This window comes from Streptomyces luomodiensis (genome assembly GCF_031679605.1).
Lineage (GTDB): Bacteria > Actinomycetota > Actinomycetes > Streptomycetales > Streptomycetaceae > Streptomyces > Streptomyces luomodiensis.
Map to the genome: position 1 here is coordinate 9,731,570 of NZ_CP117522.1, position 23,742 is coordinate 9,755,311.

Sequence of the window (23,742 nt, forward strand, 5' to 3'; positions counted from 1 at the left end):
TCCCGGGGGCGAAGAGCCCCAGCGTGTACGCGCGGGAGACCAAGGACGCCCGGGTCGGGGCGCGCATCGTGCGCAGCCGACGCGGGAAGCGGGACACGTCGCCGCCGGGCTCCGGGGAGCGTCCTGGCCCGCCCGCCGGGGCGAGGCTCGGACGGGACACCACCTCGGAGACCACCGAAGGGGACACGGGCCTTTCCCCCCGGGCCTTTTGGGATGCACCGCCGCCTCGCGCAGGTCACCGGCGTGGACGTCCAGCTCGGCGTCGACCAGAGGACAGCGCATGCCGGTCGCGACGCGGTGACGAGGAGGCCGGCATCGTCACCGGTGGGACATCCTGGCGAACTCCACCACCTGCCGGGCCATGGTCTCCATCTGCTCCCGCACCCGGGGGTCCGCGCAGTGGCCGTCCTCGGTGAACCCGGTGGCCGAGGTGTTCACCACCACTCCGAGTGGTGTCGGCCAGCCCCGCAGCGCATGCGTGATCGTACGCAACGCGCCCAGCGTGGCCACGCCGCTCTGCCAGCCCTGGGCCACCGTCAGACACCCCACGGCACGGCCGCTGAGGTACGGGCGCTCGTGGGTGCGCAACTCCTCGATGTGATCCAGGGCGTTCTTCAACAGGCCCGAGGTGCTGCCGTGGTAGGCGGGGCTGGCGATCACCAGCGCGTCGGCCTCGGCCACCGCGTCCAGCAGCCGCCTGGCAGGCCGGGACAGGTCCCGTTCCGCCGGGTCGTACAGCGGCATGACCAGCTCGGCGCCGCCGATGACCGTGCCCTTCGCGCCGAGGCGTTCCGCGGCGGCCAGCGTGGCGCGCAGGGCCAGCTCGGCGGTCGAACCCGGCCGGGTCGAGCCACCGATGCCCAGTACGTTGACGGGTCGCTGCACCGTGTACGCCGTTGTCCCCTGATCCACACCCCGACTCTATGCAGCGGGTTCCATCGCCCGTTCTATCGCCGGTAACGCGGTGCTCCGCGGTGGGCAGACGGGCGATTACAGCGCCGTGGACGGACTCGGGGAAACCGCCGCTAACGTGTGGCGCCGCGGGCACTTCGCGTAACGGAGGGCGCGGCGGGCACACCGTCGCCGCGCGTCCGCCGGCCCTTTCGCCTCAGCTGCCCGTGGACGTGGGACGAAGCCACCCGCGAACGGCACCCAAGGAGGAACCACCATGTCCGAGACGACCGCCGAGCGGGTCCCCACCCGTGAGGAGCTGATCGAACGGGCACAGGGTCTGATCCCTCTGCTGCGGCGCAACGCCGAGCAGACCGAGAAGGAGTCGAGGGTCCCGGACGAGAGCATGACCGCCATGCGCGAGGCGGGTCTGCTGCGGCTCAGCACGCCCCGGAAGTGGGGCGGCTGGGAGCTGCCGATGCGTCACCAGGTGGAGGTCCTGTGCGAGCTGGGCCGCGGATGTCCGTCCACCGGCTGGATCGCCGCCAACCACGCCGCCTCCGTCGACCTCGTGATGCTCATGCCCGAGCCCGGTCTGCAGGAGATATACGGCGCCGACCCGGACGCCGTCATGCTCTCGGCCGCCAGCCTCGACCCCAAGCTGCGGGGTGACAAGGTGGACGGCGGTGTGAAGGTCAACGGCCGCTTCCCCTACGCCTCGGGCTGCGAGATCTCGGACTGGGCGTTCCTCGCCTGGGTGCCCATCTACGAGGACGGCAAGCAGACGGGCGTGGCCAACCTGCTGGCTCCCCCCACCGACCTGCGCATCGAGCGCACCTGGAACGTGGCCGGCCTGCTGGGCACCGGCACCCACGCGATGGTGGCCGAGGATGTGTTCGTGCCGGACCGCTTCATGCAGTTCGCGCCGCTGAAGGAGGACGGCGAGCCCGACTCGCCGGTCCCCGCCACCGTCCTGATCAAGGGCAATCTGCACTCCCTGTCGTCCCTGGTGGGCGCCGCCCGCGGGGCGCTGGACGTGGTCCGGGACAAGTTGGAGGAGCACAAGCCCCTCGCCTTCTCCACCTACTCCCGGGCCATCGACTCGCTGTCCGTGCAGCAGGAGTTCGCCGAGGCCACCCACCTGATCGACACGGGCATGCTGCACATGCTCGCGGTGGCGGACGGGTTCGACGCGGTGCCCGAGGGCGAGGACGCGACCCCGGAGGAGCGGGCCCGGCTGCGCATGCACATGGTCAGCTCGCTGGAGCGCTGCCGCGAGGCGATGCAGCGCCTGCTGGACTTGGCGGGCACGAGCGGGTTCGCGCAGACCCACCCGGTGCAGCGGTACTGGCGGGACCTGGAGATCGGCAGTCGGCACACGGCGCTCAACCGGCCGATGATCTTCGAAGACTACGCCCGGTCGCTGCTCGGCACCGGCGCTCCGGTGTCGCTGCTGTTCTGACGGCCCGTCGGCGCGGGCCCTCGGCCGTACCACCGGCCGCGGGCCCGCGCCGCATGTCCGTCCGGCACGGGAACATTCCGCCCGTCATCAGGAACCCTCATCAGAAACACGGCGAACGGCCCTGCCCGGTGCTCTCCGCACCGGGCAGGGCCGTTCACACGCTGGAACGCGCTCAGGGCGCCGGCGCCGCGGGCGGCAGACCGGGGTGGCCGTCGAGGTCGAAGCCCGCGGGCAGCACCAGCCCCTCGGGCGCGCGCACCGCCTCCGCCGGGACGTCCTCTCCGGTCAGCCGGCGCAGCGCGGGGCTCACCACGACGGATGTGTGCCCGGCGGCCCGCGCTGCCGCGACCTGCCCGGCCACGTCGGCCGCCAGGGTGCCCGCCGTGTCGCCGGCCGATTCCTCGACCAGCAGGGGGAAGACGGTCACCTCCACCGTCGCACCGTCCGCCGCGCGGTACCGCGACGGCGGGCACGGGGCCATGGCGCGCACCGGCGCCGACCGGGCCACGAACGACCGCAGCGTGGCGTCGTCCAGCTCCGCGAGCGAGGGGTCGAAACGCCGCAGCGCCTCGGGCGTGCCCAGGTCGGCCACGTACGCGACCCGGGTGGCCGTGGCCGCCGCCCCGGCGTCCTCGCCCGCCGGCGCCGCGGACCGGAAGTCCCGTACGTCCGTGCGCGGCAGCGGGGTGTCCGCACCGGTCAGCGGGTGCACCAAGTGCAGCGCGTCCTGGTGCCGCAGCACCGTGCACACCTCCCGCAGGCCCGCCGCCAGCCGGTCGATCGCGGCGTCGTCGACGGCGTACGACGGCTGGATCCGCAACGTGTGCGGGGAACTGCCCGTCGGCATCAGCCGCACCCGGTACTTGCGCAGCAGGAATCCGGAGACGGCGAAGCCGAAGAACCCGCCGCGCGCGTAGTTGCGGATCACCGCGGAGCCGGACGCCGACTGGTCGGCGAACTCGAACCCGAGCAGCAGACCCCGCCCGCGCACGCCGCGCACCACGTCCCCGAACTCGGCGTGCACCTCCTCCAGGGCGGCGCGCAGCCGCGCCCCCCGCTCGGCGGCCTGCCGGTAGGCGGCCCCGTCGTCGCGCTCCAGCATCTCCAGCACCTTCTCGGTGATCGCGCAGGAGAAGCTGTCCTTGGCGAACGTCGAGCTGTGCAGCAGCTCGAACTCCTTGACGTACGCCGACCGCCGCACCAGCAGCATCGACGTCTTGGCCAGGCCGCCGCCGACGCTCTTGGCCAGCGTGTAGTAGTCGCCGGTCAGGCCGATGCCCGCGCTGGCGAAGAAGGCCCCCGTGCGCCCGGCGCCGGTCTGGATCTCGTCGACCACCAGCGGGCACTGGAGCGTCCGGCACACGTCGGCGATCCGCTTGGCCTGCTCGGGGGTGAGCTCGTGGATGCCGCCCTCGCCCTGGATGGGCTCGACGACGAAGGCGGCGACGAACGGCACCGGCCGCCGCACCACGTCCACCACCCCGTCCTCGGCGACGACGTCGAGCAGATGGGGCTGCTCGGCCCCGACGTACTCCAGCGCCTCCTCGGGCCGGTCGGCGGGGACGAAGCGGGCGCGCGCACCGAGCCCCTGGAACGGCAGGCGGAACGTGGGGTTGTGGGTGAGCTGGAGGCTGCCCACGAGCTTGCCGTGGAATCCGCCGTCCAGCGCGAAGAACTCCGGCGCCCGGCCCAGGGCCTCCGCGTTGCGCCGCCCGGCCTCCGCCACCAGCGCCGCCACGTCTCCGCCGGGCCCGGCCACCTGGGCGGCGGCCGGCGTGAGCCGGACCCCGCCGGCCCGCGCCCGCTCCTCGGCGTCGCGGGCGTGCGCGGCCACCTCGGCGGCCAGCGCGTTCAAGCGGAACACCCGCGCCAGCTCGGCGTGTTTCATGGCCGCCTCGACGGCCTCGGCACCGGTGTTGGCGAAGACGACCTCGTACGGCTCCGTGGCGCCGAGCTCCCGCCGGACGATCGCGTCGAGCGCCGCGGCGACCCGCTGGGCCTCGGTGCGCTTGGACAGCTGCGCGTGGCTCGGCGTGCCCGCGTCCAGCAGGGCCTTCGCGTGGGCCACCAGCTCCGGGTGGTTGTGCCCGAAGAACAGCGAGCCGAAGCCGCCCACGAAGTCGGTGACCGCGGTCCGTTCCCCGTCGGGACCGGGCAGGTACACGGTGTCGCCCTGGGCGCGGTCGTACTCCACGTCCAGGCCCCACGCGGACAGGGCGTTTCCCAGATAGCGTTCCGCCAGCTCTTCCATCGGCAGTACTCCTCTCACAGTGAGGACGCGGGCGCGAACTCCCGCAGCGGGTTGAGCCGCTCCGGCCCGATGCGCTTCCGCACCTCCGGCGCGGTGACGCCCAGGCCGGGTTCCGGCGCCAGGCACAGCACGCCGACCTTGCCGACATGCTCGTTGTTCTGCACCAGCCGGGTCGCCTCAGCGGCCCGTTCCAGCGGGTACAGCGCGGACAGGGTGGGCACGATCCCGCCCTGGGACAGCAGGCGGCTGGTGCGCGCGGCCTCGTCCAGGTTGGCGCCGTGGCTGCCGACCACCTTCTTGAGCCGCATCCACAGGTAGCGGTTGTCGTACGCGTGGTGGTAGCCGGTGCTCGAACCACAGGTGACCACCGTGCCTCCCCGCCCGGCGACGAAAACCGAGATGCCGAAGGTGGCCCGCCCCACGTGCTCGAAGACGATCTGCGGGTCGCTGCCGGTCTCCCGGCGGATGATGCGCCCCAGCCGCTTCCCGGCGGCGATGGTGTCCTCGGGGGAGGGGTCGGGGTCGTCGCTCAGCCCGATCTCGGACCGGTCGACCACCACCTCGCAGCCCAGCCGGCGGACGGCCTCGGCCTTGCGCTGCGAACCCACCACCGCCACGGGTATGCCGCCGCCGTTCTTGACGAACTGCACCGCGTACGCGCCCAGACCTCCGGCGGCGCCCCAGACCAGGACCACGTCGCCCTGGGTCATCCGGGCCCCGTTGGGCCCGACGAGCATGCGGTAGGCGGTGCTGCCGCACATCGGGACGACGGCCGCTTCCTCCCAGGTCAGATGGGGTGGCTTGGGCACCAGCATGCTGGCGCGGGCGATGGCGAACTCGCCCATCCCGCCGTAGTTGGTCTCATAGCCCCAGGCGCGCATCTCGGTGCCGAGCATGGCGTCGGCGTGGGTCACCGGCTCCTCTTCGTCCACGTGCACCGGGTGCACCACGACATGGTCACCGGGCTTCCACCGGCTGACCTTGGAACCGACCCGCACGACCACGCCCGCGGCGTCCGAGCCGACCACCTGGAACGGGCGGTCGTGCCGGGCCGCCCAGCCGCCCTGCGCCGCGTAGTTGCGCAGGAAGGTGAACGTCGGCATCGGCTCGAACGTCGCCGACCACACCGTGTTGTAGTTGATCGAACTGGCCATCACGGCGACGACGACCTCGTCGGGGGCCGGCTCCGGCATCTCCACCGGGCCGACCCGCAGCGACTTCCTGACGTCCTTGTCGGCGGCGTCGCGGAACATCTCGGTGTCCTCCGCGCGCAGATGCGCGGCGGCGTAGGTGTCGGGAAGGTCCAGACTCTCGAACACCTCAGGTGGTCGGTTGTCGAGAATCGCTTCCAGGAATGGGTTCACGGCTGCTCCCTGGCATAGTCCGGCCTGCTGCGGAACCTAGTGCCACCAGGTAATCGCCCGTTCATCGCGCCCGGCCCCGGCCCGGATTCCGGCCAGTTGCCGGGCGGTGGAGCCCCGCGCATACCGTCGATTTCGTGGCCGTAGACGTGCATGACGAACCCCGTCCCCCGGAGCCCGTGGCGGTTGTCGGAATCGCCTGCCGACTCCCTGGAGCACCCGACCCCGGCGCGTTCTGGCAATTGCTGCGCGAAGGGCGCGGCGCCGTCGCCGAGGCCCCCGCCGACCGCTGGAGCGACGCCCCCGTGCGGCTGCGCAGGGGCGGCTTCCTGGACCGCGTCGAGGACTTCGACGCCGACTTCTTCGGCGTCACCCCGCGCGAGGCGGCCGCCATGGACCCCCAGCAGCGCCTCGCGCTCGAACTCGGCTGGGAGTCCCTGGAGAACGCCCGCATCGTGCCGTCGCGACTGCGCGGCACCCGGTTCGGGATCTTCTTCGGCGCGGTCGCCGACGACTACGCCCGGCTCACCGCGGGCGCGGGCCCGGAGGCCGTCTCCCCGCACACCCTGGCCGGTCTCGGCCGCAGCCTGATCGCCAACCGACTGTCGTACCTGCTGGGCAGCCGTGGCGCCAGCATGACCGTCGACACCGGCCAGTCCTCGTCCCTGGTCGCCGTGCACCTCGCCTGCGAGAGCCTGCGGTCGGGCCAGTGCGACCTCGCCCTCGCGGGCGGCGTGCAACTCAACCTCAGCGGCGCCGCGACCGCCGACGTCGAACGGTTCGGCGCCCTGTCCCCGGACGGCGAGTGCTTCACCTTCGACGCCCGCGCCAACGGCTACGTCCGCGGCGAGGGCGGCGCGGTGGTGGTGCTCAAACCCCTGCGCCGGGCCCTGGCCGACGGCGACGACATCTGGTGTGTCATCCGCGGCGGCGCGGTCAACAACGACGGCGGCGGTCCCGCCCTGACCCACCCCGAGCCGGACGCGCAGCGCGAGGTGATCGAGGAGGCGTACCGCCAGGCGGGCGTCGACCCGGCCGCCGTCCAGTACGTCGAACTGCACGGCACCGGCACCCGCGCCGGCGACCCCGTCGAGGCCGAGGCGCTCGGCGCGGCGCTCGGCGCCCTTAGGCCCGCCGACCGGCCGCTGCACGTCGGCTCGGTCAAGACCAACGTGGGCCACCTGGAGGCCGCCGCCGGCATCACCGGCCTGCTCAAGGTGGTTCTCGCGCTGCGCGAGGGCGAGCTGCCCGCCAGCCGCAACTACCGCACCCCCAACCCGCGCATCCCCATGGACGAGTGGCGGCTGCGCGTACACGACCGGCTGGGCCCGTGGCCCAGCCCGGACGCGCCCCTGATCGCCGGGGTCAGCTCGTTCGGCATGGGTGGCACCAACTGCCACCTGGTCCTGGCGGCCGCGCCCGACCCGGCGGACCTCCCCGACGCCACCGCTCCCGCCCCGGCTGACACCGGTGCCGCCCCGGCTCCCGGGTCCGGCCCCGCCCCGGCCGATGCCCCCGCCCCGGCTTCCGCCCAGGACCCCGCCTCGGCCGGCCACGCGCTGCCCCTGCCGTACGCCGTCTCCGGCCGCGACGCCGAGGCGCTGCGCGCCCAGGCCCGTCACCTCGCGCGCTGGGTGGAGGAGCGACCCGGGGTGCCACCGGCCGCACTCGCCGCGTCACTCCTGACCACCCGCACCGCTTTCCCCGCGCGGGCCGTCGTGGTCGCGGGCGACCGCGCCACCCTGCGCACCCGGCTCGACGCGCTGGGCCGGGGCGCCGAGGGCGCCGGCACCGCCGTGGGCCAGGCCACGGGCGGCGACGTCGCGGTGCTGTTCAGCGGCCAGGGCGCGCAGCGGCCCGGTATGGGGCGGGAGCTGTACGCCGCCCACCCGGCCTTCGCCTCCGCCTTCGACGAGGTCTGCGCGCACTTCGATGCCCTGCTCGACCGTCCGCTGCGCGAGGTGCTGTGGGCCGGACCCGGCTCGCCCGACGCCGATGCCGTGCACCGTACCGAGTACGCCCAGCCCGGCCTGTTCGCCATCGAGGTCGCGCTCCACCGGTTCGTCACCGGCCTCGGCGTACGGCCCGCCCTGCTGCTCGGCCACTCCATCGGCGAGCTGGCCGCGGCACACGTCGCCGGCGTGCTGACGCTGCCGGACGCCTGCGCCCTGGTCGCTGCCCGTGGGCGGCTCATGCAGGCGCTGCCCGGCGGCGGCGCGATGGCGGCCGTCGAGGCCGGCGAGGACGAGGTCAGGGCGGCCCTCGACAACGACGGCCTGACGGACCGGGTGTCCGTCGCCGCGGTCAACGGGCCGCGCGCCGTGGTGATCTCCGGTGACGCCGAGGCCGTCGACGGGCTCGCCGAGCGGTGGCGTGCCGAGGGCCGCAGGACCCGCCGGCTGCGGGTCAGCCACGCGTTCCACTCGCCCCGCATGGAGGGGATGCTGGACGCCTTCCGGACGGTCGCGGAGTCCCTGTCCTACGCGCCGCCGCGGCTGCCCGTCGTCTCCGACCTCACCGGCGACATCGCCACCGCCGCCGAGCTGTGCGACCCCGCGTACTGGGTGCGGCACGTGCGGGACAGCGTCCGGTTCGCCGACGGTGTGCGCCGCCTGGACGCGGCCGGGGTCACCACCTATCTGGAGCTGGGGCCCGACACGGTGCTCACCGCCGCGGCCCGCTCCACCGTTCCCGAGGGCCGCCGCTTCCTCGGCGCCCTGCGCGCCGGCCGCCCCGAGCCCGAGACGCTGGTGGAGGCCCTGGCGGGGCTGCATGTGGCCGGCGCCGAGGTGGACCTGACGGCGCTGACCGGGCGCGGCGGCCAGGTCGCCCTGCCCACCTACGCGTTCCGCCGCCGCCGGCACTGGCTGCCCGCGGCGCCCGCCGCCGGGCAGGCGGCTTCGGGCGGGTCCGTGCCCGAAGAGACCGCTTTGGCCGCGCCCGTACCCGGGGACTCCGGCCCGGCCGCGCCGGTACCACAGGCGGCTGCCCCTGCCGGGTCCGTGACCGGGCAGGCCACCCCGGCCGCCCTGTCGGCGCCCACACAGGGGCCTGCCACCTCCGCCGGGGCCACTTCGGGGAAGACCGCCCAGACCGCGCCCGCGTCCGGGCGTACGGCACGGCCGGCCGAGGACCCGCTGGACCTGGTGCGGCGCCACACCGCCGCCGTCATCGGCTCCGACGCCCCCGGCGAGATCCCGGCCGACGCGGCCTTCCGCGACATCGGCGTCACCTCGATCATCGCCGTGGAGCTGCGCGACCGGCTGGCCGCCGCCATCGGCCGCGCCCTCCCGGAGACCCTGGTCTTCGAGTACCCCACGCCCGGCCGGCTCGCCCGCCACCTCTCGACGGGCGCCGACACCGCCGACGAGCCCCCGGCAGCCGACGAGTCCCCGGCAGCCGCCGAGAGCACGGACCCGGACGACGACCCGGTGGTCATCGTCGGCATGGCCTGCCGTTTCCCCGGCGGCGTCCGGTCCCCTGAGGACCTGTGGCGGATCGTGGCCGACGGCGTGGACGCGATCGGCCCGTTCCCCACCGACCGCGGCTGGGACGTCGACCGGCTCTACGACCCCGACCCGCGGCGTCGCGGCTCCTCGTACGTGCGCGAGGGCGGCTTCCTGGCCGGCATCGCGGAGTTCGACGCCGCGTTCTTCGGCATCAGCCCCCGCGAGGCCGCCGCGCTCGACCCGCAGCAGCGGCTGCTTCTGGAGACCTCCTGGGAGTCCCTGGAGCGCTCGGGCATCGACCCCGGCTCGCTGCGCGACAGCGACACCGGTGTCTTCGTCGGCGCCACCTTCCAGGAGTACGGGCCGCGCATGGGCGAAGACAGCGACGGCTCCGACGGCTACCTCTACACCGGCACCACCCCCAGCGTCGCGTCCGGGCGGATCGCCTACGTCCTCGGCCTGCGCGGACCCGCCGTCACCGTCGACACCGCCTGCTCGGCGTCGCTCGTGGCCCTGCACACCGCGGCCCGCGCACTGCGCGCGGGCGAGTGCGCGCTCGCCCTCGCGGGCGGGGTGACCGTCATGCCGACGGCGGGCGTCTTCGCCGAGCTGAGCCGGCTCGGCGGACTGTCGCCCGACGGCCGGTCGAAGGCGTTCTCCGCCGCCGCCGACGGCACCGGCTGGGCCGAGGGCGCCGGCATGCTCGTCCTGGAACGTCTCTCCGCCGCCCGCCGCCACGGCCATCCCGTCCTGGCCGTGCTCCGCGGCTCGGCCATCAACTCCGACGGCGCGTCCAACGGGCTGACCGCCCCGAACGGTGCCGCGCAGCGCCACGTCATCCGGGCGGCCCTGCACACCGCGAACCTGACCGGCGCCGACGTCGACGCGGTCGAGGCCCACGGCACCGGCACCCGGCTCGGCGACCCCATCGAGGCGAACGCACTGCTGGCGACCTACGGCCAGGACCGCCCCGAGGGCCGCCCGCTGTGGCTCGGCTCGCTGAAGTCGAACATCGGGCACACCCAGTCGGCCGCGGGCGTGGCCGGCGTCATCAAGATGACCATGGCACTGCGCCACGGCGTGCTGCCCCGGACCCTGCACGCCGACGAGCCGTCCCCGAGCGTCGACTGGAGCGCGGGCACGGTCCGTCTGCTGACCGAGCCCGTCGACTGGGCCGGCGCCGAGGGGCGACCGCGCCGGGCGGGCGTGTCGTCGTTCGGCATCAGCGGCACCAACGCCCACCTGATCCTGGAGGAGGCGCCCCCGCCGGCCGACCCCGAACCGCCCCGCGCCGCGGCGGGGCCCGTGGCCTGGCCGCTGTCCGCGAAGACGCCCGCGGCGCTGCGGGCCCAGGCCGCCCAGCTGCTCGACCACCTCGCCGCCCACCCCGGCACCGACCCCGCCGACGTGGCGTTCTCGCTCGCCCACGGCCGTGCCGACTTCCCGCACCGCGCCGTCGCCGTGGCCACCGACCACGACGGCTTCGCGGCCGCCCTGGACGCGCTGGCCACCGACACCCCGGCCGGGGGCGTCGTGCACGGCACCGCCGCCGACCACGGCCGGGTCGCCTTCGTCTTCCCCGGCCACGGATCGCAGTGGCCGGGCATGGCCAACGCGCTGTACGAGCAGGCCCCGGCGTTCGCCGACAAGCTGCGCGAGTGCGCCGCGGTGATCGACCCCCTCGTCGGCTGGTCCCTGCTCGACACCGTGCTCGGCCGTGAGGGCGCCGCCGACCAGGAACACAGCGACGTGGCCCAGCCTGTGCTGTTCTCCGTCATGGTCTCGCTCGCCGCCCTGTGGGAGGCGCACGGCGTACGCCCCGCCGCGGTCGTCGGCCACTCGCAGGGCGAACTGGCCGCCGCCTGCGTCGCCGGTGTGCTCACCCTGGAGGACGCCGCGACCGTCGTGGTGCGCCGCAGCCGCCTGTTCGCGCAAGAGCTGCCGGGACGCGGCATGATGGCCGCGGTCGAGCTCTCCGCCGACGGTGTGCGCCGCCGTATCGCCGAGCGGAACGCGCCCGTCGATCTCGCCGTCGTCAATGGGCCGACTGCCGTGACCGTCGCGGGAGAGCCCGACGAGATCGAGCGCTTCGTCGCCGACTGCAAGGCGGACGGCATCCGCGCCCGCGTCGTGGTCCGCGCGGGCGCCTCGCACTGCGCCCTGGTCGAGCCGCTGCGCGAGCCCCTGCGCGAGTTGCTCGACGGCATCCCCCACCACCCGCCGCGCATCGCCCTCTACTCCACGGTGACCGGTGGCCCGCTGGGCGCCGACGACCTCAACCCTGGCTACTGGTTCCGCAACGCCCGCGAGCCGGTGGACTTCCAGGCCGCCGTGGTCGCCCTGCTCGGCCACGGGCACCGCGCGTTCGTCGAGTGCAGCCCGCACCCCCTGCTGCTGTCGGCCCTGCTGGACACCGCCGACGAGATCGGCCACCAGCCCGCCGCCGTGGGCACCCTGCGCCGCGGCGAGGGCGGCCGGGAACGCTTCCTGCGTTCGCTCGCCGAGGCGCACGTCCGTGGGCTCGCCGTGGACTGGGACGCGCCCCTGGACGGCACCGGGGCACGCCGGACCGACCTGCCCACCTACCCCTTCCAGCGGCGCCACCACTGGCTGTCCCCGGCGACCGGCCCCTCCGACGTCGCGGCCGCCGGACTCGCCCCCGCCGACCACCCCCTGCTCGGCGCCGTCCTGACCGCGGTCGACGGCGACCGGACCGTGCTGACCGGCCGCCTCTCGCCGCGTTCGCCCGCCTGGCTCGCCGACCACGCCGTCGGCGGCACCGCGCTCATGCCCGGCACCGCCTACGTCGAAGTGGCCCTTCGGGCCGGGGACGAGGTGGGCTGCTCCGGTATCGAGGAGCTGACCGTCGAGCGGCCGCTCCTGCTGCCCGAGGGCACGGCGGTCCAGCTCCGGGTCACCGTCGGCGCGCTCGACGCCCACCACACGCGCCCCGTCGACGTGCACGCCCGCCCGGACACCGGCGACGACGAGCCGTGGACCCGGCACGCCACCGGCTCCCTGACCACGGCCGCCCCCAGCCCGCAGCCGCCCGCCGCCTGGCCCCCGCCCGGCGCGGAACCGGTCGACGTGACCGCCTTCTACGCCGACCGGGAAGCCGACGGCTACGGATACGGGCCCGCCTTCCGGGGGTTGCGCGCCGCCTGGCGTCTGGGCGACGAGATGTACGCCGAAGTCGCCCTCGACCAGGCCCACCACGCCGACGCCCGCCGTTACGCCGTCCACCCCGCCCTGCTGGACGCGGCCCTCCACGCGGAGCTGCTGCGTACCCCGGCCACCGGGGCCGGCATGGTGCGGCTGCCGTTCACGTGGTCCGGCGTCCGCGTACCGGCGGCCGGGGCCACCACCCTGCGCGTGCGCGTCGCCCCGGCGGGCGGCGACGCGGTGAGCGTGACCGCGACCGACCCCGCGGGCCGCCCGGTGGCCGCCGTCGACTCGCTGCTGATGCGACCGGTCCCCGCCGCCGACCTGACGGCCGTCACCACGGGCGGCGGCGCCCTGTACGCACTGGACTGGCAGCCGCTGCCGGCCGGAGCGGCCACCGCGGCCGGAGCCGACCTGCGGATCGTGACACCGGCCGACGACGCGGCCGGGCCCGGCGGCCTGCCGGACGCGGGGGCGGCGGTGCCTCGGGCCGGGTACGGGCCCGGGTCCGGTGCTATGCCGGACGCGGCATCGTCGGCCGGGCAGGCGCCCGGTCCGGGTGACCTGCCGGAGGCGAGGGACGCGGCACCGGCAGCCGGGCGGGGGGCGGCACACGCCCGTGCCGCGGCGGCACGCGGCCTGACGGCCCTCCATGCCTGGCTCACCGACGCACACTCCCCGGCCGCGCGCCTGGTCGTGCTCACCCGCGGCGCGGTCGCGGTGCGCGGTCCGGCCGATGTCTCCGACCCCGCCGGGGCCGCCCTGTGGGGTCTGGTGCGGTCCGCGCAGGCCGAGCACCCGGACCAGTTCGTGCTGGTGGACGCCGACGCCGCCGCCGACGAGGCCGCCGTGCGGCGCGCCGCCGCCCTCGCCGTGGCGGCCGGCGAGAACCAGGCCGCGATCCGTGACGGCGCCATCCTGGTGCCCCGGCTGGTCCGTACCGCCGGCGCCGACCGGACCGCCGCCGATCCCACCGGCACCCACCTGATCACCGGTGGCCTCGGCAGCCTCGGCGGCGACCTGGCCCGCCACCTCGTCGCCGCCGGGGCCCGCCACCTGGTGCTCACCGGGCGGCGCGGCGCGGACACCCCCGGCGCCGCCGAACTGGCCGCCGAACTCACGGCCGCGGGCGCCGACGTCTCCGTACGCGCCTGCGACGTGACCGACCGCGCCGCGCTCGCCGCCGTGATCGCCGACATCCCCGCCACGCATCCGCTGACCGGCGTCTACCACCTGGCGGGCGCGGCCGACGACGCCCCGCTGGACGCCATGACGCCCGAGCGGCTCGACGCGGTGCTGCGCCCCAAGGCCGATGGGGCGGTCCACCTGGACGAGCTCACCCGCGACCTGCCGCTCACCGCCTTCGTGCTGTTCTCCTCGGCCGTCGGCGTGCTCGGCCTCCCGGCCCAGTCCGCGTACGCCGCCGCCAACACCTTCCTGGACGCGCTCGCCCACCGGCGCCGTGCCCGGGGCGTGCCCGGCGTCTCCCTGGCGTGGGGACTGTGGGAGCGCCCCAGCGGCCTGGGCAGCCTCGCCGACGCGGACCTGGCGCGGCTGCGCAGGTCCGGCCTCGCCCCGATGTCCACCGCCGACGGCTTGACCCTGTTCGCCGCCGCGCTCGGCGGGGACCGCACTCTGGTGGTCCCCGCCCGCCTCGACCTCGCCGCGCTCCGCGACCGGGCGGGGGAGAACACGCTCCCGCCGCTCCTGCGTGGCCTGGTGCGCGCACCGGCCCGCGCCCTCGCCGCCGAGACGGCCGAGGTGAGCGGGGAGGCGGGCCGGCTGGCCGGGCTCTCCCGGGCAGATCAGGACCGGCACCTGCTGGACCTGGTGCGCGGCCACGCGGCGACGGCGCTCGGCTACGACGCGGCCGACCGGGACACCATCCACCCGGACCGCGCGTTCCGCGAGTCCGGCTTCGACTCGCTCACCGTGGTCGAGCTGCGCAACCGGCTGCGGTCCGCGACCGGGCTGCCGCTGCCCGCCACCTTGCTGTTCGACTACCCGACCCCGGCCGCGCTCGCCGCCCACCTGCGCGAGCGCCTGCTCGGCGACGCGCCGGCCCCGGCGGCCGAGGCGGGCGGGACCACCACGGCTGCCGCCCCCGCCGGCGAGGACCCGATCGCCATCGTCGCCATGGCCGGCCGCTTCCCCGGCGACGTGCGCGGCCCGGAGGACCTGTGGCGGCTCGTCGGCGACGGGGCCGACGCGGTCGGTGAGTTCCCCACCGACCGCGGCTGGGACACCGGGCGCCTCTTCGCCGAGGACCCGGAAGGCACCGGCCGCTCGGCCACCCGCCACGGCGGATTCCTGTACGACGCCGGGCACTTCGACGCCGCCCTGTTCGGCATCAGCCCGCGGGAGGCCCTCGCCATGGACCCGCAGCAGCGGCTGCTGCTCGAAGTCGCGTGGGAGACCTGGGAACGCGCCGGCATCCCGGTCGCCGACATCCGCGAGAGCTCCACCGGCGTGTTCATGGGCGTCGCCTACCACGACTACGCCGCCCGCGCCGAGCGGCTCCCGGACGGGGTCGAGGGCTATCTGATGACCGGCTCGGCGGGCAGCGTGGCGTCCGGCCGCATCGCGTACACCTTCGGCCTGCGCGGCCCGGCGATCACCGTGGACACCGCCTGCTCCTCCTCGCTGGTCGCCCTGCACCTCGCCGTCCAGGCCCTGCGCAACGGCGAGTGCGCCATGGCGCTCGCGGGAGGCGTCAGCGTGATGGCCACCCCGACCACCTTCGTCGAGTTCTCGCGCCAGCAGGGTCTCGCGGTCGACGGGCGGTGCAAGTCGTACGGGGCGGGCGCGGACGGTACGGGCTGGTCCGAGGGTGTGGGCGTGCTGCTGGTGGAGAAGTTGTCGGACGCGCGTCGGCTCGGGCACCCGGTGGTGGGTGTGGTGCGTGGTTCGGCGCTGAACCAGGACGGTGCCTCCAACGGGTTGACGGCCCCGTCGGGTCCCGCCCAGGAGCGGGTGATCCGGGCGGCGTGGGCGGACGCGGGAATCACCGGCGCGGATGTCGATGTGGTGGAGGGGCACGGGACCGGTACCCGGCTCGGCGACCCCATCGAGGCGCAGGCGCTGCTGGCCACGTACGGCCGGGACCGCGGCGACCGGGGCCCGCTCTGGCTGGGCTCGCTGAAGTCCAACATCGGCCACACCCAGGCCGCCGCGGGCGTCGCCGGCGTCATCAAGGTCCTCCAGGCCATGCGGTACGAGCGCATGCCGCGCACCCTGCACGCCGAGGAACCGAGCCCGGAGGTCGACTGGGAGGCGGGCGACGTCCGGCTGCTGGCCGAGGCCCGGCCGTGGCCGCGTACCCCGGACCGGGTGCGGCGGGCGGGGGTGTCGTCGTTCGGGATCAGCGGCACCAACGCGCACGTGATCATCGAAGAGCCGCCGGCCGAGCCGGTGCCCGAGCCCGCCGAGCCCGCCGAAACCGGTACGCCCGCCCTGCCGTTCGTGGTGTCCGCCGGGTCCGCCGCCGCCCTGCGCGGCCAGGTGGAGCGGCTGTCCACCCGGCTCGGCGAGGGCACGGCCGACCCGCTGGACGTGGCGTACTCCCTCGCCGTGTCCCGGTCGCCGCTCGCCTACCGTACGGCGGTCGTCGCACACACCTCCGCGGAGGCCGTCGAGCGGCTCGCCCGTGCCACGTCCGACCTCGCGTCCGCCGACCGCCGGGTGGCCGTGGTGTTCTCCGGCCAGGGGGCACGGCGGGCGGCGCCCGGCCGGGCGCTGTCGGCGGCGTTCCCCGTTTTCCGGCGGGTGTTCGCGGACGTGTGCGGGCGCTTCTCGCCGGAGCTGGCCCAGACGCTGTGGTCGGGGGACGGCGCCGAGCAGGAACGTACGGAGGTGGCGCAGCCGGCGCTGTTCGCCTATCAGGTGGCGCTGTTCCGGCTGGTGGAGTCCTGGGGGGTGCGGCCGTCGGTGGTGGCGGGGCACTCGGTGGGTGAGATCGCGGCGGCGCATGTGGCCGGGGTGTTGAGCCTGGACGATGCGGTGGTGCTGGTGGGTGAGCGGGCCCGGCTGATGCGGGAGCTGCCGGCGGGCGGGGTGATGGTGGCGGTGGCGGCGCCGGAGGAGCGGGTGCGCGCGTTGCTGACGGAGGAGGTGGCCATCGCGGCGGTCAACGGGCCGGAGTCGGTGGTGGTCTCGGGTGCTCAGGCGGCGGTGGGGGCCGTGGTCGCGGGGCTGGGGGACGTACGGCACCGGCGGCTGCGGGTGTCGCACGCCTTCCACTCGCCCCTGATGGACCCGATGCTCGACGCCTTCGCCGCCGCGCTCCGCGAGGTGACACTGCGCGAGCCGCGCATGCCGGTGGTGTCAGGTCTCCTCGGCCGGCCGGTGGAGCCGGGCGAGCTGTCGGACCCGGGGTACTGGGTGCGGCATGTGCGCGAGCCGGTGCGGTTCGCGGACGCGGTGGCGGCGATGCGCGCCGACGGGGTGGACGTGTTCGTGGAGGCCGGGCCGGACGGGACGCTGACGGGGCTGCTCACCGAGGTTCCGGTGGCGGTGCCGCTGATCCGGCGGGACGCCGACGAGGCGGCCGGTGCGGTGTCCGCGCTGACCCGGCTGTTCGCGGCGGGTGTGCCGGTGGACTGGGAGGGCTTCTTCGCGGGCCGCGGTGCGCGCCCGACCGACCTGCCCACCTACGCCTTCGACCACCAGCACTACTGGATCGCCGACGGCGCCCCGCCGGCGACCGTGGCGGCGGCGCCCACCGCGGCGCCCACGGACCCCGGGTTCCGCGAACGGCTCGCCGGCCTCCCCGCGGCCGACCGGGGCCCGTACGTCCTCCAAGCGGTGTGCGAGCAGACCGCGGCTGTGCTCGGCCACGCCGACCCCGACGCCGTCGATCCGGAGCGGCCGTTCCACGAGATGGGCTTCGACTCCCTCACCGCCGTAGAACTGCGCAACCGGATCAACCGGCTCAGCGGCCTGGCGCTCTCCGCCACGCTGGTCTTCGACCACCCCACCCCGGCCGCGCTCGCCGAACACCTGCGTACCGAGCTGCGCCCCGGGCCCGACCCGGCTCCCGACGACCCGGCTCCCGACGACCCGTCCCTCGACGACCTGTTCGCCTACGTCGACAGCGAACTCGGCCCGGAAGCGGAGTGATCCCGATGCCCACCCCCAACGAGCAGAAGCTCGCCGCCTACCTCAAGCGGGTCACCGAGGAGCTGCGGCGTACCCGGGACCGCCTCGCCGAACGGGAGTCCGGTGACGACGATCCGATCGCCGTGGTGTCGATGGCCTGCCGGTACCCGGGCGGTGTCCGCACCCCGGAGGACCTGTGGCGGCTCGTCCGCGACGGGGGCGACGCGATCGGCGACTTCCCCGACGACCGCGGCTGGGACCTGGCCGACCTCGCCGCCCGCTGCGACACCACTCGGGGTGGATTCCTCGACGGCGCGGGCGACTTCGACGCCGCGCTCTTCGGCATGACGCCCCGCGAGGCGCTGGCGACCGACCCGCAGCAGCGCCTGCTCCTCGAAGTCGCCTGGGAAGCGGTCGAGCGCGCGGGCATCGACCCGGCCGCGCTGCGCGCCACCCCCACCGGTGTGTTCGCCGGCTTCGCCGGCCAGACCTACACCGACATGGACACCGGCCCGGACGAGCTGCGCGGATACCTGCTCGCCGGCAGCGCGGCCAGCGTGGCCTCCGGCCGCGTCGCCTACACCCTCGGCCTGCACGGCCCGGCGATCACCGTGGACACCGCCTGCTCCTCCTCGCTGGTCGCCCTGCACCTCGCCGCTCAGGCCCTGCGCAACGGCGACTGCACGCTCGCGCTCGTCGGCGGCGTCACCGTCATGTCCGCCCCCGGCGCCTGGATCGAGTTCTCGCGCCAGCAGGGTCTCGCGGTCGACGGGCGGTGCAAGTCGTACGGGGCGGGCGCGGACGGTACGGGCTGGTCCGAGGGCGTGGGCGTGCTGCTGGTGGAGAAGTTGTCGGACGCGCGTCGGCTCGGGCACCCGGTGGTGGGTGTGGTGCGTGGTTCGGCGCTGAACCAGGACGGCGCCTCCAACGGGTTGACGGCCCCGTCGGGTCCCGCCCAGGAGCGGGTGATCCGGGCGGCGTGGGCGGACGCGGGAATCACCGGCGCGGATGTCGATGTGGTGGAGGGGCATGGGACCGGTACCCGGCTCGGCGACCCCATCGAGGCGCAGGCGCTGCTGGCCACGTACGGCCGGGACCGCGGCGACCGGGGCCCGCTCTGGCTGGGCTCGCTGAAGTCCAACATCGGCCACACCTCCGCCGCCGCCGGGGTCGGCGGCGTCATCAAGATGCTGCTCGCCCTGCGGTACGGGGCCGTGCCGCGCACCCTGCACGCCGACGAGCCCACCACCGTCGTGGACTGGTCGGCCGGCGCCGTGCGGCTCGCCGTACACGAGCAGCCCTGGCCGCACGTGCCCGGCCGGGTGCGGCGGGCGGGGGTGTCGTCGTTCGGGATCAGCGGCACCAACGCACACGTGATCATCGAGGAGCCGTCCGCCGCCGACGCCGGGCCCGCGCCCGTTGTGGAGACGCCGCACACCTCCGTCCTGCCACTCGCCGTCACCGCCGCCACCCCCGGCGGGCTGCGCAACCAGCTGCACCGGCTGCGCGACCACCTCACCGCCGTCCCCGACGGCGCCCTGACCGATGTGGCGTACTCGCTCGCGACCACCCGCGCCGTCCTGCCGTACCGCGCGGTCGTGTCCGGCCGGTCGACGGCGGACCTGCTGCCCGGCCTGACCGCCGCCGCCGGCGACGCCCCCGAACCGGCGGCCCGCCGACGCCGGGTGGGTGTGGTGTTCTCCGGCCAGGGGGCACAGTGGGCGGGCATGGGCAGTGGCCTGTCGGCGGCGTTCCCGCTGTTCGCCCGGGTGTTCGCGGACGTGTGCGGGCGGTTCTCGCCGGAGCTCGCCGAAGCGGTCGCGACGGGGGAGGGGCTGGACCGCACCACGTTCGCGCAGCCGGCGCTGTTCGCCTATCAGGTGGCGCTGTTCCGGCTGGTGGAGTCCTGGGGGGTGCGGCCGTCGGTGGTGGCGGGGCACTCGGTGGGTGAGATCGCGGCGGCGCATGTGGCCGGGGTGTTGAGCCTGGACGACGCGGTGGCGCTGGTGGGCGAGCGGGCCCGGCTGATGCAGGAGTTGCCGGCGGGCGGGGTGATGGTGGCGGTGGCGGCGCCGGAGGAGCGGGTGCGCGCGCTGCTGACGGAGGAGGTGGCCATCGCGGCGGTCAACGGGCCGGAGTCGGTGGTGGTCTCGGGTGCTCAGGCGGCGGTGGGGGCCGTGGTCGCGGGGCTGGGGGACGTACGGCACCGGCGGCTGCGGGTGTCGCACGCCTTCCACTCGCCCCTGATGGACCCGATGCTCGACGCCTTCGGCGCGGTGGTGCGCGAGCTGCGCCTCGCCGCACCGGCCGTGCCGCTGGTCTCGGGCGTGACGGGGCGTATGGCGGACCCGGAGGAGGTGACGGACCCGGGGTACTGGGTGCGGCATGTGCGCGAGCCGGTGCGGTTCGCGGACGCCGCGGCGGCGATGTCGGCGGCGGGGGTGGACACCTTCGTGGAGGTGGGCCCGGACGCGGTGCTGACGGGGATGCTGGCCGACGTGCCGGTGGCGGTGGCGCTCGGCCGCCGCGGCGGCGATGAGGCGGCGGTCGCGGTGACCGGCCTGGGCCGGCTGTTCGCGGCGGGTGTGCCGGTGGACTGGGAGGGCTTCTTCGCGGACCGCGGTGCGCGCCCGACCGACCTGCCCACCTACGCCTTCGACCACCGCCGTTACTGGCAGGCCGCCCGGCGCGGCGCCGACCGCTCCGCGACCGGGCATCCGCTGCTCACCTCGGCCGTCGAGGACCCGGAAAGCGGGCGCGTCACGCTGACGGGGCGGCTGACCGGCGCCGGCACACCCGCGACGGTCTGGGTCGAGGCGGCTCTGCGCGCCGCCGACGAGGTCGACTGCACCACCGTGGAGACCCTCGCCGTCGACGCCGTCCCACCCGCGCGCGGAGGGCTCCAGCTCCAGGTCACGGTAGCGGCGCCGGGCGCCGACGGCCGCCGCGACCTGCGCGTCCACGCCCGCCCCTCGGAGGGTGGCGCGTGGACCCGGTACGCCCACGGCACCCTCAGCCCGACGCCGGCCGTACCACCCCCGGCCGTACCGCCCCCGGCCGCGGACGGCGCGTGCACCGTGGACGGTGACGACGCGGAGCGCTACATCCTCCACCCTGGGCTGCTGTCCGCCGCGACCGGCCACCGGCCCGTGCTCCGCTGGCGGGGCGTGCGCGTCTACACCGCGGGCGCGGACGCGGCACGCGTCGCACCCACCCCGCCCGGCGGGCCCGGCCTGCTGCTCACCGACGCGGCCGGGCGAGTGATCGCCGCCGCGGACGAGGTCACCTACGGCGATCCACCCCCGGTGCTCCCGGCGGACGGCCTCCACCGGGTCGTGTGGACCCCGGTGGTCCTGCCCGCCGCCGAAGGGCCCGTCCCGCCGGGTACGCACGTGGCTGCCACGGATCCGCTGCACCGCGTGCTCGACGTGGCCCAGCGCAGTCTCGCCGACGGGCCCCCCGGCACCCCCCTCGCCGTTGTCACCCGCGGCGCGGTGGCGGTGGACGGGCAGGCGCCGTCGGACGCGGCCCCCGTCTGGGGCCTGCTGCGCTCCGCCCAGTCCGAGCACCCCGGCCGGTTCGTCCTGGTCGACGTGGACGAGTCCGCCACCGAGGTCCCGCCGTCGCTCCTGGCCGCCGTCGCCGCCTCCGGCGAGCCGCAGGTGGCCGTGCGCGGCAGCCGGGTCCTGGTGCCCCGGCTCGCCCCCGCCGCGGCGCCCACCGGGACGCCGCACTGGCCCACCGACGGCACCGTGCTGATCACCGGTGGCACCGGCGCGCTGGGCGCCGAGGTGGCCCGCCACCTGGCGGCCCGGCACGGCGTACGGCACCTGACGCTGACCAGCCGCAGCGGCCTGCGCGCCGCCGGCGCCGCGTCCCTGGTCGAGGAGCTGGCCGCGCTGGGCGCCCACGCCACCGTCGAAACCTGCGACGTCGGCGACCGGGCGGCACTCGCCGCCGTCCTGGAGCGGATACCCGCCGACCGGCCGCTGCGCGCGGTCGTGCACGCGGCCGGCGTCCTGGACGACGGCGCGTTCACCGCGCTCACCCCGCAGCGCCTGGAGACGGTCCTGCGCCCCAAGGCCGACGCGGCCCGGCACCTGGACGAGCTGACACGCGGTCACGACCTCACCGCGTTCGTGCTCTTCTCCTCCGTCGCCGGGACCTTCGGCGGCCCCGGGCAGGCCAACTACGCCGCCGCCAACACCGCGCTCGACGCCATCGCCCAGCGCCGGGCCGCCGCCGGGCTGCCTGCCGTCTCGGTGGCGTGGGGGCCGTGGACGGTGGCGGACGGGGGCATGTCGGCGGCGGCCGACCTGCGCAGGGTCGCCAGGGAAGGCTTCGGGACGATCTCCGCCGAGCACGGCATGGCCATGCTGGACGCCGCGGTCGCCGCCGCGGCCTCCCTGGTGGTGGCCTGCCCGATCGACCTGGACACGGTCCGCGGGCAGGTTCCGGTCCCGCCCCTGCTGCGCGGGCTGGCCCGCCGCGGCGCCCGCCACCCGGCGGGGGAGTCGGCATCACCCATGGCGCTCGCCGACGAACTGGCCGCCCTGCCGCCCGCCGAGCGCCGGGCGCGCGTCCTGCACCTGGTACGGGCCCGGACCGCCCACCTCCTGGGCCTGACCGGCCCGGACGCCGTGCGCGCCGACGCGTCCTTCCCCGAGCTGGGCTTCGACTCGCTCAGCTCCGTCCAGCTGCGCAACCAGCTCGACGCCGCCTCCGGGCTACGGCTGCCACCCGGCCTGATCTTCGACCACCCGACCCCGCGGTCCGTCGCCGACCGGCTGCTGCGCGACCTGCAGCCCGCCGCACCCGACGGCGAAGCACCCGCCGGCGCAGGCCGGACGACGGACGACTTCGCCGCCGACACGGTCCTCCCCGCCGACATCCGGCCCGCCACCACCACCGTCGAGGCCGTGGCCGACCCCGGCGAGGTCCTGCTCACCGGCGCCACCGGCTTCGTCGGCGCGTTCCTGCTGCGCGACCTGATGCGTACCACCCGCGCCAGAGTGCGCTGCCTGGTCCGCGGCACCGACCGGGACGACGCACTGCGCCGTCTGGCGGACAACATGCGCTGGTACGAGGTGTGGGACGAGGTCGACACCGGCCGCCTCGACGTGGTCGTCGGCGACCTCGCCAGGGACCGGCTGGGCCTGACGGCGGAACAGTTCGACGACCTCGCCCGGTCGGTCGATCTGATCCTCCACGCGGGCGCCCACGTCAACTGGCTCCAGCCGTACGCCGCGCTGAAGGCCGCCAACGTCGACGGCACCGCGGAACTGCTGCGCCTCGCGGCCCGCCACCGCACCGTCCCGCTGCACCACATATCCACCACCGGCGTGTTCGCCCGGCCGGTCACCCCCGGCGTTCCGCTGCGCCCCGACGACCCGACCGGGCCGCCCGAGGAGCTGCGGACCGGCTACACCCAGAGCAAGTGGGTGGCCGAGCAACTGCTCGGCCAGGCCCGCGAACGGGGGCTGCCGGTCACCGTCCACCGGGTCGACCTGGTCTCCGGCGACCAGCGGCGCGGCGCCTGCCAGACCCGCGACTTCGTGTGGCTGAGCGTCAAGGGCATGGTGCAGGCCCGCGCCGTCCCCGCCGGCCTCGGCGGCAGTTTCCACCTCGTGCCGGTGGACTACGTCAGCGCCGCCGTGCTCGCCCTGGCCCGGCGGCCCGACACCGCGGGCCGCACCTTCCACCTGTCCGGCCGGACCCCGGTCGGCTTCGCCGACATCGTGGCGCACCTGCGGTCCTTCGGCCACGAGCTGACCGAGCTCGACCGCGCAGCCTGGCACGACAAGGTCGTCGCCGACCGAGGCAACGCGCTGCTGCCCCTGCTCGAATCGTTCGAGGCCGTCTCCGGCCCCGGCGCCACCGACGTGTACCTCGCCATGGACAGCTCCGCCACCGACGCGGCGCTCGCGGACACCGGCATCGTCCGGCCCGAGCCCACCCGGGAGCTGTTCCGCCGGTACGACGAGTTCTTCACCCGCACCGGCTACTTCCCCCGGTGACCCCTTCCACTTCCCCGGTGCAACCGGCTGCTTCCCGCAGTAGGAGATGACA

Annotated in this window: 6 protein-coding genes; 3 read left to right on the forward strand and 3 right to left on the reverse strand. The window is 75.7% G+C overall.

Features of this window, described 5'->3' with window-relative positions; translation table 11 throughout:
• Positions 1-318: 318 nt before the first annotated feature.
• On the reverse strand, positions 319-912 hold the full coding sequence (locus tag PS467_RS40745) for an NADPH-dependent FMN reductase (RefSeq protein WP_268976700.1): 594 nt from the start codon (positions 910-912) through the stop codon (positions 319-321).
• A 256-nt stretch (positions 913-1,168) separates the two neighbouring features.
• On the opposite strand from PS467_RS40745, the gene PS467_RS40750 reads away from it, so the two are divergent.
• Positions 1,169-2,353: an acyl-CoA dehydrogenase family protein gene (locus PS467_RS40750; protein ID WP_311039551.1), complete on the forward strand. Its 1,185-nt coding sequence runs from the start codon at positions 1,169-1,171 to the stop codon at positions 2,351-2,353.
• Between the two features lie 172 nt (positions 2,354-2,525).
• Here PS467_RS40750 and PS467_RS40755 read toward each other — a convergent pair whose 3' ends face one another.
• Positions 2,526-4,604 carry an aspartate aminotransferase family protein gene (locus PS467_RS40755; protein WP_311039552.1) on the reverse strand — a complete coding sequence of 693 codons (2,079 nt, stop codon included), beginning with the start codon at positions 4,602-4,604 and terminating at the stop codon, positions 2,526-2,528.
• Between the two features lie 14 nt (positions 4,605-4,618).
• Entirely contained in the window at positions 4,619-5,968 is a 1,350-nt protein-coding gene (ccrA, locus tag PS467_RS40760) for a crotonyl-CoA carboxylase/reductase (RefSeq protein ID WP_432280703.1), read from the reverse strand.
• Positions 5,969-6,102: 134 nt separating this feature from the next.
• On the opposite strand from ccrA, the gene PS467_RS40765 reads away from it, so the two are divergent.
• Positions 6,103-17,694 (forward strand): type I polyketide synthase, encoded by an 11,592-nt coding sequence (locus PS467_RS40765; RefSeq protein ID WP_311039553.1) that lies wholly within the window; start codon positions 6,103-6,105, stop codon positions 17,692-17,694.
• The gene (locus PS467_RS40770; protein ID WP_432280789.1) at positions 17,694-23,690 is read left to right on the forward strand and encodes a thioester reductase domain-containing protein; all 5,997 of its coding nucleotides are present in this window, start codon (positions 17,694-17,696) and stop codon (positions 23,688-23,690) included. Before PS467_RS40765 ends, PS467_RS40770 begins: the two co-directional genes overlap by 1 nt.
• Positions 23,691-23,742 lie beyond the last annotated feature (52 nt).